This window comes from Pontibacter sp. T17 (assembly GCF_057219875.1).
The window spans coordinates 136,878-149,057 of the sequence record NZ_JBXVVW010000001.1 but is presented as its reverse complement, the minus strand read 5'-3'; the positions used below and the strand labels follow the sequence as shown (position 1 = coordinate 149,057).

General features: G+C 57.5%; 14 protein-coding genes and 1 tRNA gene. 4 read left to right on the top strand and 11 right to left on the bottom strand.

Going from position 1 to position 12,180, the window contains the following annotated elements; all coding sequences use genetic code 11:
* Nucleotides 1-90: 90 nt before the first annotated feature.
* The 3 genes from AC2D8O_RS00680 to AC2D8O_RS00670 all read left to right on the top strand — a co-directional run bounded on the left by AC2D8O_RS00680 (nt 91) and on the right by AC2D8O_RS00670 (nt 1,870).
* Nucleotides 91-1,065, top strand: a complete 975-nt coding sequence (locus tag AC2D8O_RS00680) for a Gfo/Idh/MocA family protein (protein WP_484676850.1) — start codon at nt 91-93, stop codon at nt 1,063-1,065.
* 75 nt (nt 1,066-1,140) lie between these two features.
* Nucleotides 1,141-1,479: a hypothetical protein gene (locus tag AC2D8O_RS00675; RefSeq protein ID WP_484676849.1), complete on the top strand. Its 339-nt coding sequence runs from the start codon at nt 1,141-1,143 to the stop codon at nt 1,477-1,479.
* A 25-nt stretch (nt 1,480-1,504) separates the two neighbouring features.
* A complete protein-coding gene (locus tag AC2D8O_RS00670) occupies nt 1,505-1,870 on the top strand; it encodes a response regulator (protein WP_484676848.1) in 366 nt (121 codons plus the stop codon).
* Nucleotides 1,871-1,882: 12 nt separating this feature from the next.
* Here AC2D8O_RS00670 and AC2D8O_RS00665 read toward each other — a convergent pair whose 3' ends face one another.
* The 6 genes from AC2D8O_RS00665 to AC2D8O_RS00640 all read right to left on the bottom strand — a co-directional run bounded on the left by AC2D8O_RS00665 (nt 1,883) and on the right by AC2D8O_RS00640 (nt 6,008).
* Nucleotides 1,883-2,806, bottom strand: coding sequence for a cobalamin-binding protein (locus AC2D8O_RS00665; protein WP_484676847.1), 924 nt, complete (start codon nt 2,804-2,806; stop codon nt 1,883-1,885).
* A gap of 98 nt (nt 2,807-2,904) precedes the next feature.
* Nucleotides 2,905-3,651 carry an SAM-dependent methyltransferase gene (locus AC2D8O_RS00660; RefSeq protein WP_484676846.1) on the bottom strand — a complete coding sequence of 249 codons (747 nt, stop codon included), beginning with the start codon at nt 3,649-3,651 and terminating at the stop codon, nt 2,905-2,907.
* Nucleotides 3,648-4,538 (bottom strand): YicC/YloC family endoribonuclease, encoded by an 891-nt coding sequence (locus AC2D8O_RS00655; RefSeq protein ID WP_484676845.1) that lies wholly within the window; start codon nt 4,536-4,538, stop codon nt 3,648-3,650. The genes AC2D8O_RS00660 and AC2D8O_RS00655 overlap by 4 nt, the downstream gene beginning before the upstream one ends.
* 68 nt (nt 4,539-4,606) lie before the next feature.
* Nucleotides 4,607-5,092 carry a hypothetical protein gene (locus AC2D8O_RS00650; protein WP_484676844.1) on the bottom strand — a complete coding sequence of 162 codons (486 nt, stop codon included), beginning with the start codon at nt 5,090-5,092 and terminating at the stop codon, nt 4,607-4,609.
* 17 nt (nt 5,093-5,109) lie between these two features.
* Nucleotides 5,110-5,661: a hypothetical protein gene (locus AC2D8O_RS00645; RefSeq protein WP_484676843.1), complete on the bottom strand. Its 552-nt coding sequence runs from the start codon at nt 5,659-5,661 to the stop codon at nt 5,110-5,112.
* A 23-nt stretch (nt 5,662-5,684) separates the two neighbouring features.
* On the bottom strand, nt 5,685-6,008 hold the full coding sequence (locus tag AC2D8O_RS00640) for a DUF3467 domain-containing protein (RefSeq protein ID WP_484676842.1): 324 nt from the start codon (nt 6,006-6,008) through the stop codon (nt 5,685-5,687).
* A gap of 136 nt (nt 6,009-6,144) precedes the next feature.
* On the opposite strand from AC2D8O_RS00640, the gene AC2D8O_RS00635 reads away from it, so the two are divergent.
* Nucleotides 6,145-6,218: transfer RNA gene (locus tag AC2D8O_RS00635), tRNA-Met, on the top strand.
* Between the two features lie 48 nt (nt 6,219-6,266).
* On the opposite strand, the gene AC2D8O_RS00630 is transcribed toward AC2D8O_RS00635, so the two are convergent.
* From AC2D8O_RS00630 to AC2D8O_RS00610, 5 genes are all read right to left on the bottom strand, one after another.
* A complete protein-coding gene (locus AC2D8O_RS00630) occupies nt 6,267-7,241 on the bottom strand; it encodes a zinc-dependent alcohol dehydrogenase family protein (protein WP_484676841.1) in 975 nt (324 codons plus the stop codon).
* Between the two features lie 64 nt (nt 7,242-7,305).
* A complete protein-coding gene (locus AC2D8O_RS00625; protein WP_484676840.1) occupies nt 7,306-7,584 on the bottom strand; it encodes a hypothetical protein in 279 nt (92 codons plus the stop codon).
* A 71-nt stretch (nt 7,585-7,655) separates the two neighbouring features.
* Entirely contained in the window at nt 7,656-8,384 is a 729-nt protein-coding gene (locus AC2D8O_RS00620) for a LytR/AlgR family response regulator transcription factor (RefSeq protein ID WP_484676839.1), read from the bottom strand.
* Between the two features lie 29 nt (nt 8,385-8,413).
* A complete protein-coding gene (locus AC2D8O_RS00615) occupies nt 8,414-9,370 on the bottom strand; it encodes a sensor histidine kinase (RefSeq protein ID WP_484676838.1) in 957 nt (318 codons plus the stop codon).
* Between the two features lie 110 nt (nt 9,371-9,480).
* Nucleotides 9,481-12,012 (bottom strand): TonB-dependent receptor, encoded by a 2,532-nt coding sequence (locus tag AC2D8O_RS00610; protein WP_484676837.1) that lies wholly within the window; start codon nt 12,010-12,012, stop codon nt 9,481-9,483.
* Between the last annotated feature and the right edge of the window lie 168 nt (nt 12,013-12,180).

The following is a 12,180-nucleotide window of genomic DNA, read 5'->3' as shown; positions in this document are numbered from 1 at the left end:
TTCGAAAGGCAGCCCTCAGGGCTGCCTTTCTTGTTCAAGGCGTGGCGAGTGGGCCTGCTTTTGTATCTTGCATTGTCTAAAACAAAGCGAATGGCAATCAAAATTGGCCTTTTGGGTGTCGGACACCTCGGCAAAATCCACCTGAAGCTTCTGAAGCAGATCCCCGAACTGGAACTTGTCGGGATTTACGACCACAATCCGGAAGCGCTGGCCAAGGCTGCCGCCGAGTACGATGTCAGGGCTTTTGACAGTGTCGACAGCCTCCTGGCCGAGGTAGAGGCCGTTGATATTGTAACCCCTACTATTACGCACTTCGACATGGCTTCGCGCGCGGTTAAACGCCTGAAGCACGTGTTTATCGAGAAGCCCATCACTGCCAATCTGGAAGAGGCCCGACAGCTGGTGAGCCTCGTTCGCGAGGCTGGCGTCAAAGCGATGGTCGGCCACGTTGAGCGCTTCAACCCGGCATTTCTGGCAATCGCTGAACGCAAGCTGCAGCCAGCTTTCATAGAAGTGCACCGCCTGGCGCCCTGGACGCCGCGTGCGAAGGATGTGTCGGTAGTGGTGGACGTGATGATTCACGACATCGAACTGGTGCAGTATCTCGTCGGCAGCTCCATCAAGCGCATTTCAGCCAGTGGCACGCCTGTCGTTGCTGATTCTGCCGACATCGTCAATGCCCGCATTGAGTTTCATAACGGCTGTGTAGCCAACCTGACGGCCAGCCGCATCAGCTTCAAAACCATGCGTCGCATGCGCATTTTCCAGCCAGGCGAATACATTGCCCTCGACTTTTTTGAGAAGAAAGCCGAAGTGTTCCATCTGGAAGAGGGACCTGCAACGCCTGAGTCGGGTGGTCTGGAGTTTGAGCTCAACGGCAAGAAGAAGCGCCTCACGCTCATCAACACTCCACTGGAACCCGTTAACTCCATAGAGATGGAGTTGAAGCTCTTCGCCCAGGCCATCATCAACGACACCGAGCCGCCGGTCACCGTAGAACAGGCGTATGATGCCTTACACACGGCTTTCCAGATTGAGGAGAAAATCATCCGCGCTGAAGACTGATTTCCCCTTTTGGGCAGTGGCCTATCGGCCACCTTTCACGATATTGTACCTTATACGCTTTCCATCCTTTCGTGTATGAGCACCACCACCTTCGAGCACCGCATTGTCAAGTTTGAAGTGGACAACCACTGCATCCTGCTCCGTGACGATAAAAAGACCGACTATGCCAGCAAGGTCGGTGGACAGAAACTGATAGTACGTGTACCCGACGGGAAGACCTATGAGGCTTCGCTGAACGAGTTCTACATTGATGGCAAGTTCCAGGCGGGCATTCACTTTGAAGGCGGCGCAGAGAATGCTTTTATCGTGGAGCAAACACTCTTCCCGGGGCACTTGGCCAAGGTGACGGTGGGGCATGCCGCCGAGGGCGGTCGTTTTCCGGTAGACGTAGAACTCTACGTTAAAACCAAGTAACTCACTCCTACCGAATCCTCCCGCCATGCCGCGTCATATACTTGTTATTGAAGACGATGCCCTCACTGCCCGGGCCATTACTGTCACCCTTCAGCGCGAAGGCTTTGAGGTGACCCATTTCGACAATGGCACCAGTGCCATCGACTGGGCGCAGACCAACAAAGCCGATGTGGTGCTATGCGACATGCAGCTGCCCGATACCCTGGGCCTGGACATTCACAAGGCGTTGCAGAACGGAACCAAGCTAGCCGAAACTCCCCTGATTTTCCTCACCGCCGTGCGTTCGCCCGACACCGTGCGGCAGGGTATCCATGGCGGCGCCAAGCTCTACCTCACCAAGCCTTTCGACGACAGCGAACTCCTTGACGCCATTCGTGAAGTGCTCGCCTAAGGCATTATTGCATCAAGTGTAGGGTACCCAGCCTGTACCCAGGCGTTTGCTGCCAAACAGGCTGGGGTGCACGATCTCGGCCAGAATTTCCAGGCTGTCCAGCAGTCGCGGCCCCGGACGGTTGAAATACTGGTTGCCATCGGCGATGTACACCTGTTTGCTCTTATAGGCTTTCAGCGTTCGCATTTCAGGCATCTCAGTCAAAAGTGCAAGTTCACGGGCTGTGCGTTCGATGTCCAGACCACAGGCCATTACAATGATCTTGTCGGGCTGCTGTTCTATCACCTGATTCCAGGTAATGGTGGGGCTTTCTTTGCCGGCTTTGGCCAGCAGCGGTATAGCGCCAGCCTGTTCCACCAGTGTCGGCACCCAGTTGCCGGAGGCCATCAGGGGATCCAACCACTCTATGCACAGCACGCGTGGGCGATGATTGGCATTTCGTGCGCGGTCTGAAATCTGCGTGATTCGGTTCTTGATGCCTTCTACCAGTTTCTTGCCCCGGTCGCCAACGCCAAAGGCATCAGCCACCTTCTGCATATCGTTGAAAATGGCAGGCAGTGTCACCGCCTCCAGCGACAGCAGGGAGGGCTTACTGTCGATATAGCTGCCCAAAGCTTTTTTTACATCTTCAGGGCTTACAGCACACACATTGCAGAGTGTCTGTGTCAGCACATAATCGGGTTTCAGTTCCTGTAGCAGCGAGGCGTTCACCTCATAGAGGCTCAGGGCCTGAGTCAGCAGGGATTGCGACTGGCGGTCTATGCTGGCGCTGTCGGCGATGCTGTCGATACGGGCTTGTGTAAGAACGGGTAGCCGTTTTACAGAAGATGGATAGTCGCACTCGTGCGACCGGCCTACCAGTTGTTTCTCCAGCCCCAGGGCGCAAACGAGTTCGGTAGCAGCAGGCAGCAGTGAGACGATTCGGCGCGACGACATGGAAGAGGAAAAGAGCTGAATTCCCAGCAAGATTGCCGGGAATGGCCGAAACTAAGTAAAAAACAGAACATTTCGGCAGATGCTGTGCGGTAGTGCACTCAACTCCCTACGATAAACACCGTTGGTCGGCGTTGGATATCGGGTGGCGGGTTCTTCTGCCACTCACGCACTGCACGGGTTTTGAGGAACTCGCCGGGCAGCGTCAGATCAGTGGCCACTGTCAGCAGGGTATCGGGGCGCAGGTGCTTCAACAGCAGTTCCAGCAACTGCTTGTTGCGGTAGGGGGCTTCTATAAACAGTTGGGGGGCTTTTTCGGCCAGCGCCCGTAGCTCCAGTTTCTTCAGTTCTTTCACCACCTCTGGCCCGCTCTTGGGCAGATAGCCCCAGAAGGCAAAACGTTGGCCGCCCAGCCCACTGCCTGCCAGTGCCAGCAGCAGCGAGTTGGGCCCCACGAGCGGCACCACCCGTGCGCCCATTCGGTGGGCTGCCCGAACGGCGTCGGCGCCAGGGTCGGCAATGGCTGGCATGCCTGCTTCCGACACAATGGCCATGCTGTTGCCTCGCCACAGGGGTTGCAGCAGGTCGGTCAGTTCGTTGGGCGTGGTGTGCTCATTCAGCAGTTCCAGATGGATGCTTTTCTGCTTGTCGGATAGTGGCTTGCCATGAAGCCCGGTTGAGCGCCACAGCTTGGCCAGCAGCCCACGTGCGGCCCGCTCTTCTTCGGCCAGGTAATACTGTATTTCCAGCGCGTAGGTTGCCAGGTAGGCCGGTAGTACATCCTCTCCGCCCTCGCCCAGATGGTTGGGCAGCAGATAGAGCGTACCGGGCTGAGGAGGTGGACTCACAGGATGTTGTTCAGCTGCTCCTTGATCTTCTCCAGCTCGTCTTTCATCTGTACCACCACCTGCTGCATGCCCGCGTGATAGGCTTTGGCACCCAGGGTGTTGATTTCCCGGCCCATTTCCTGCGCGATGAAGCCCAGCTTGCGGCCCTGGCTTTCCTTCTCGTTCAGCGTGGTGCGGAACAGGGCAATGTGGGCCGCCAGGCGCACCTGCTCTTCGGTTATGTCGTTCTTCTCGAGGTAGAAGATGATCTCCTGCTCAAAGCGGTCGGCGTTGGCTTGGGCACCTGTTGTTTGCTGCAGTTCGTTCAGGGCGTTCTGCAGGCGCTGCCGCACCTGGCCTATGCGCTCGGCTTCCAACGGCTTCACCTGTGTCAGCAGGCTGTCGAGAGCATCGCATCGCAGCAGCAGGTCTTTGGCAAGGGTCTGTCCCTCGGTTGCCCGGCTGCGGGTCAGGGCATCGGCGGCCTGCTCCACAGCTTTCTGTACGGCGTCCCATTCTTCTTCGCTCACAGTACGTTCGGCTTCCTGCACCACGCCGGGAAGTGCCAGTAGGGCATCCATCGAAACACCAGTGGTCAGGCCCAGCTCGCTGCTTACAGCGGCCAGCTGGGCGTGATAGGCTTTCAGCAGCTGGGTGTCCAGCCCTACTGAGAGGGGGGCTTCTGCTCCGGCGTGCAGTTGGGTCACGGTGACGGATGCACTCACCTTGCCGCGCTGCAGCTTGGCGGTCAGCAGGTTTTTCAGCGCCAGTTCCTGCTCAAAGTAACCGCGAGGCAATTTCAGGGCAATCTCGATGTACTTGCTGTTCACCGACTTCAGTTCTACGGTAACGGCGTAGCCATCGTTGCGCAGCGTCACCTGCCCAAACCCCGTCATGGAGAGAATCATACTGCAAGTTAGCCCAAGTTGGGCTTGGGCAGACGCACCAGCCCCTAAATGGTTAAGGCGCCCAGGCCTCAGAACGTCAGCGAGCCCTTGGTGGGCTTGCCCTTGAACGTCAGTACGTACTCATAATTGCCCGGTTTAAAGGCGCCTGCTTTCAGCCGAATCTTGTTCTCGCCGATGTTCGAGATGTAGCGGTCAGAGTACAGCAGCTTCTTCTTGGCGTCGTACAGTTCCAGCTCCACCATGCCGGTGTAGGGCAGCTCGTAGGTAATCACCACAAACGCGTCTTCCATCGCTGACCCCTTCAGTACCAGCGGCTTCTCTTCGATTTTGCGCGACACTACATTGTCGGCACTGGTGTCGGCTGGAGGTGCGTTGCGGGCGGCTTCGGCCGCTTTCTGGGCGGGAGTGCGGGCTGGGGGAAGTGCCGTCCGCGGATTGAAGCCCGTTTTGGCGGCTGGTTTTGCTGCCGGCTTGGCAGCAGGCTTTGCCTGGGCAGCCAGCAGCGAGGGCATAAGGCCCAGCAGTACCAATAAAAGAAAACGAGGCGCACCCATGGGCAAAGCAGTCAGGTTCAGTTCAGTTTTGAATTTAGCAGATATTCCGACGTCTGGTACACATCGTCGGTGCGTTTCAGCAGGTCGGCCATCAGGCGGTAGTGCTCCCGGAAGCGTTCGTAGAAACGCTTGAGTGTGGCATCGTCCTTGCGCAGGGTCATCAACTCGCCGTATCGAGTGTATACCGCCATTACGTCCAGCGTGTAGGCAAACCACGCGAAGTGCATTTCGCGCAGCTGGTTGCGGCTGTTGTCGTTGGCTTTGCGCACCCGCACCAGCACGTTCATGGCCGAGTCGCGGGCGGCGGGTATGTTCTTCGGCAGCTTGAACAGCGAGTCGATACCGTACACCGAAGCCTCGGTGGCGGCTACTTTCTGTTGCAGGCCTATAAGGCGCGGTATCTGCCGGTCCAGCAGGTCCATCATCTGTTTCTGCTTTTCGGCAAAGGCCGACATGGCTGTGTCTACCACGCCGCGGCTGTTGCTGAAACGGCTGGTGTCAGCCTGCGCCAGCACCCACACGGGCAGACTCAACGCCACAAAGAGGAACAGGGAAAAGCGGAAGCGCATGTTTGTTCGTCTGCTTGCAAGGATCAGGCCATGCCGGTGGGACCACCGAAAGAAATGGGCGGCAGGCCCTGCTCTGGGTCAGTCAGGCGGATTTCGCCAAACATTGCTTCGTACTTGCCAATGTTGTCCTGAAGGGCGTACATCAGGCGTTTGGCGTGCTGGGGCGTCATCAAGATGCGTGACTTCACGCGGGCCTTGGGGATGCCAGGCAGCATGCGGATGAAGTCGATCACGAACTCCTCGTTGGAGTTGGCGATGATAACCAGATTGGAGTAGATACCCTCGGCTACGTCTTCGTTCAGTTCGATGTTGAGGGCGCCGTTGGGGTTCTGTGCGTCGTCGTGCATGGGTAGAAGTTCAGGCGTCAAGGCAAAGCTACAAAGTTCGGCGCGCCAGAATCTTGGGGACAGGGGTTGCGCGGAATGAAAAATCCGTATTTTTGCGGCCTGTCTTGCTGCTTCCTGTGCAGTGAGTGCAGCCTACGGCGCGGTAGCTCAGATGGTTAGAGCGTAGGATTCATAACCCTAAGGTCGGGGGTTCGACTCTCCCCCGCGCCACTACAACGGCAGATGCTCCCCAGCGTCTGCCGTTTTTTGTTGTGCTCCTCACCCTTTCAGCACCACTTTCCCCAGTCTGCCGGGGGTGGTAGCGTGGGTTACAGCCTTGGCGATGTCGGCCAGCGGATACACGGCTTCCACGGTGCCTTGGAGGGTACCATCGGCGAAGAGCCCCGGCAGTTCGCTGTACAGCTGGGCGCGCACTTCAGGTGCTACGGTCTGCAACCATGTCACCAGCCAGAAGCCGCGTATCGTCAGGTGCTTGAATATCAGCAGACCCGGATTCAGCGGCACGGCCTCACCGCTCAGCGCCCCCAGGGTGATGAGCGTACCATACTGGCCCAGACTCGCCAGTGCCTGTGCGCCCGTTTCGCCACCTACCGAGTCTATCGCCCAGCGGATGCCCGCCTTGCCGGTCAGTTCGGCGGCACGTTTGGGTAGGCTTTCGCTGCTAAGGTCTACCACGGCGTCTACCCCCAGGGTGCGCAGGTGGTCGGCTTGGGCTGCCTGCCGCACGGTGGCCAGCACCTTGATGCCCCGTTTGTGAGCCAGCTTCAGCAGCATCTGCCCCAGGGTAGAGGCGCCCGCGGTGACCAGCAGCCATTCGCCAGCCTTCAGGCCGCTGTCGTGCAGCAGGGCCCAGGCCGTCAGTGGGTTCACGAACATCTGACAGGCCAGTTCGGCAGGCAGAGCAGGGGGCGCGGGCATCACCTGAGTTACGGGCACGCACGCGTAGTCGGCCCAGGCGCCGAAACCATAGAAACTCACAGCCTGTCCGGTCTGCCAGCCGGTTACGCCTTCGCCCAGCGCATCTATCACGCCTGTGGCCTCGGTGCCTGCCGCCTGCGGGAAGCGCGGCTGGTACCCATAGCGCCCCTGTATGAAGGCAATGTCCGACGGATTGATGACGCTGGCTGTTACGCGCACCCGCACTTCGCCCGGTGCCGGGGCAGGGACGGGCACTTCACGAAGGGTCAGCACGTCGGCGGGCGCGCCGATGCTGTCGAACTGGATGCTGCGCATGTGGGTAGGAATTGTTGCCTGTAAGGACGGCAACAATTCCGGTCTGTACAAGTCGCAGCTGGGCTCAGATCTCGTGCTCGTAGCGTTGCGAGAATTTGCCGTCGTGGATCCGCTGGAAAAACTCGGCGCGGAACTCGTCGATAAACTCCTGGTTGTCCCAGTCTTCCAGGTGCCGGTGCAGCGTCAGGGTTATCACCCAGTCGCACAGGTCCTGATACTTCTTGGCCAGCGTGCGGGCTTCGTCGGTCTGGTACTCGCGGGTGGCCTCTTTCATCAGGTTCAACACCTTGTCGATTACCTGAATCTCGTGGTCGTTGAGGTTTTTCAGCACTTCCTTCAGCATGGCTCCTGATAGTTTAGTTATCAGGAAGTTACTGAATTCATTAGACAACCAGTGCCAATTCTGGGGAGTAACTACTCCTCAATACGGGCTTTCCGCAGAAAATCGGCGCGGTAGCTGTCGCCAATGGGCAGCTCGTTGTCGCCGATGTAGACACAGGCTTTCTGCAGCGAGGTTATGTGCTGTAAGCCTACGATGTAGGACTTGTGAATACGGGCAAAGCGATGGGCAGGCAGTTTTTCTTCCAGCGCCTTCATGCTCGTTTTGGTCACAATGGGGCGGGTGCTGCTGGCCAGGTGGACCTTCACGTAATCTTTGAGCCCCTGCACATACTGAATGTCGTCGAGGTTCACCTTCATCAGCTGATAGTCGGCCTGCAGAAAGATGGCGGCGGGCTCGTCTGGCTGGGATGGGGTGCTGGTGGCAGCAGCGTTGGCATGCTTGGCACGGTGCAGCTCCAGCGCCTTGTTCACGGCCCGCAGAAAGCGGTCAAAGGCAACAGGCTTGGTCAGGTAGTCAATGACGTCAAAGTCATAGGCCTGCTTGGCATACTGGTCGTAGGCCGTTACCATAATAACCATGGGCCTGTGTGCCAGCGCACCCAGAAACTGAAAGCCCGTCAGGGCTGGCATCTGGATGTCGAGGAATACAAGATCAACCTGCTCGCGCTGCAATACCTCCATCGCTTCCAGCGGATTCCGGCACGAGGCTACCAGCTGCAGGCTGGGTATCTGCCGGATGTTGTCTTCCAGCAGTTCCAGCGCAAGCGGCTCATCGTCTACGGCTATGCAGCGCAGCTTCATACAGGGAAGTTAAGGCAGAGTGGGGCGAATCAGTTCAGGCGCAGGGTCAGGCTCAGGTCGTAGGTGTCTGGCCCATCCAGTATGGTGAGTGTGTGGCGGTCGCCGTAAAGCAGCTCCAGGCGGCGTTTTACGTTGGCCAGACCTATGCCTGACTGTCCGTCCTTCACTTCAGTCGGGTTATCCGACTTATGGTTGCGCACCGAAAACCGTATTTCCTTCTGGCGGGTTTCCAGCCGGATGTTCAATACGGGGTCTTTCACCGAGTAGCCTGTGCCATGTTTGAAAGCGTTTTCTACGAACGGAATCAGCAGCATGGGAGCTATCTGTAGGGTGGGGTCGGTTACAGCGGGCAGCTCCAGGGTCACGGGTACGGTGTCGCCCAGGCGCATCTGCTGAAGCTCCACGTAGGCTTTCAGATATTCGATTTCGCGGTCAACAGGTATCAGGTTCTGGTCAGAGTCGTAGAGCATGTAGCGCAGCAGGCTTGAGAGCTTCAGCAGTACGGGCTCCAACAGGTCCGACTTCTTCCGGGCCAGCGCCACCACACTGTTCAGGATGTTGAACATGAAGTGGGGGCTGATCTGCGACCGCAGGAACATCAGTTCGGATTTCAGCGTCTCGTTTTCCCGATCGCGGGTCTTGGTCATCTCGCGCGTCCGGTCCGAGATCAGCCGGATGCTTGTGCTCACCGCCAGCGTGAACAGATAGGTAATGACGCCCACCCGAGCCCACCCGCCAGGGCTGGTTTTCATTACGTTGGCGGGTATCAGGGCAGTACGCATTTCCATGCCCACCAGAGTGTACAGCGTCACCACAGCCATTAGCACCCCTACATACGGCAACCATCCCCGCTTATACAGCAGCGTAGATATCAGCAGGTAGTAGTTGAGGTAAAAAAGGATGATGTTGCTGATGTTGTGATAAATAGGGAACGGCCGCGCCAGAAACTCCAGATGGTTGTCGAGCGAAGTACTGCCCACCAACACAGGCAAAAGAAGATACGCTCCCCACCCAATAAGGTGGGAAAGCGTATCGCGGAGCCAGGAAGTGGGTTTGGCTAAAGGTTGCGCCGTTTCCATTTTCAGGGAGCGGTATATCAGAACTGGTCAACAAAGCCGCCATCGCCACCGCCCTGTTCCATGCCCATGTCGGGCCGGCGACGACGCTGCTGCTGGTTGTTTTCGAAGCTGCCGAAACGGTAGCTGAGAGTCAAGGTGGCTACGCGCGACTCGCGGCGGCGTTGGCTGCTCTGCGAGAAGAAGGCACCTTCGCTGCTGTTGCGGAAGAAGCGCGTAAAGAACACGTCGCTGACGTTGAAGGTCACGTTCAGCCGCTTGTTCATGAAGTCCTGGCGAAGGGCAACATCAAGCCCTGAGAAACCCTGCAGGATGCCCTGGGCCAGCACTATTGGACCCATGTACATGCCAGTGAGCTGCAGGTTGGTGTTGGCCGCCAGGTTCAGCTGGGCCGAAAGGCGCGTGTTCCAGCTGAAGGTCTCGTTTGTCAGCCCACCCTGAACGTTGCTGGCGTCCACTTTGGTCCAGAAGCCATTGAAGCTCCAGATGAGGTTTGACAGGCGCCCCAGGCGATACCGCACCATGCTTTCCAGCCCCAGGCTCTGGTTTTTGGCAAAGTTCTGGAACGTCATCACGCTGATGCCCGTTGCCGGATCCACCGTGCGGAACATGCTGGTGACGTCTTCTGTCATCCGGAAGTAGGTGCCGAAGTTCAGCGTGAACTTGGAGAAAGTCTTGTTGTAGCCCAGCTCCATCGCATTGGTAAATTCGGGCTGGATGAAGGGGTTGCCCACACGCAGGTTCAGCGAGTCAGAGTAATCAACGAACGGGTTGAGGGCCTGAATGCGCGGGCGGCTGATACGACGGCTGAATGAAATGTTCCAGGACGTTCCCTCCGTAGGTACGTACTGCAGGAAGAAACTGGGAAATACATTGAAGTAGCTGCGATAGGTGGTGCTGTTCATCGAGCGCGACACTGCCTCAGTGTTCGTCTGCTCGGCCCGCAAGCCTACGTTGTACGCCAGCTTGGGGTTGAACTGTCCAGAGAGGATGCCATACGCAGCGCTTACGTGTTCGGTGTAGCGGAATTGATCCGTGTTGCGTGGGTCAAGTATATAATCAGTGGCGGCGAATACCTGCGCATTCTGTGCCCGATCGTTCATTCGAAGGGTATACTTCAAGCCGGTTTCCACCTTCATGTTGTTTTTACCCAGCGGATGCACATAGTCTATCTGGGCGGTGCCAGTCGTGAAATTGGTTCGGTTGGTGTTCCGCTGGAAGGGATTCACCAATATGTCGCTCAATCCGGTATCAAATCGGTTGTTGTCGTCCGAAAGGTTACGGGACAGATTGCCATTGGCACTGAGTTCTCGCTTCGAGTCGGGCCAGGTACGCTTGTAGTCCAGTGCAAAATCCCAGTTGTTGTTCTGGTCGCTGGAACCTGTACGGCGGAAGAAACTGGATACCGGCTGGAAGAACTCATCACGGTACACGTAGTTGAGGTCTTCGCCGCGGAAGCCCCGGCGGTCGCCATAAGAGCCCGAGATGCCAAACGTCTGATACTTCGTGGGCATGTAGTCCAGGCTCAGTCGGATATTGTGAAAGAGCGACTGGTTGAAGCCGTTGCCGGCGGTGTTGTAGTAGAAAGAAGTGTCGGGCCGTATGGTGCGCTGATCGGTTTTGGAGTCAGACCAGCGGTCGTCGCGCCGGAAGCTGTAGTTGGCCGTGAAGTTGTACTTCACACCACGCTTGTTCAGCAGTACCGAGCCATTGTACTTGTTATTGGTGCCAACACCAGCCGTTACGGTTCCACTGGTACCTACCAGTGCACCTTTCTTGGTAATGATATTGATGATGCCTGCCTCGCCTTCGGCATCAAAGCGGGCCGAAGGGTTCGTTATTACCTCAATGCGATCAATCAGGTTGGCGGGCAACTGCTGAAGAATCGCCGCACGGTTGGCGCCCGACAGCCCCGAGGGTTTGCCGTCTATCCAGATGGTTACGTTCTCGCTGCCACGCAGGGCCACATTGCCATCCACGTCAACTGTTACCGAGGGGATATTCTGCAATGCATCGGTGGCACTGCCGCCCACAGTCACCAGGTTGCCTTCCAGTGAATACACCTTGCGGTCGGCAGTGACCTGCACTTCGTCGCGGCGGGCTTCGATCACTACATCAGCCAGCTGTGTGGCAGAAGGGTTAATGCGAATGGTGCCCGCATCAGCTACTGGCTGCCGGGGGCTGACGAAATACATCGCCTTGGACACCAGCGTGCGCGTTACAAGGCGGATACGCAGCCGATAGGCGCCCATTGTCACCTTCTTGATGCTGAAACTGCCACTACTGTCGGTGAGGGCACCACCCACCACCGAGCTGTCGCGGGCGCGCAGAAGTTCAATGGTCGAGAAACCAATGCCTTCATTGGTAGTTTCATCCAGTACGATCCCCTTGATTTCGCCGGAGAAATTGGCGGGTGGCTGTTGCCCACCCACAGGGGCTCCCGTTGGCCTACCAGCCGGAGCCTGGGCAAATGCCATGTTGCCCAGCAGGGCCGCAAGGCATATCACGAGCAGAAATCCTGCACCAAAACGAAGAGAGCGAGAGAGAAGCATGTCTGTTTGCGTTGCCTGAAAGGGCATGCTACAAAACAAGTGCGCAAACCAACTGCGGCTGGGCAAAGTAGATAAACCGGCTAAAAGGGTAGACCAATCTGCTCAACCGCCGACCAACGCCCCAGAAATGGCAGAAGCCCCCGTTGCCGAGGGCTTTCTGCAGCCTGA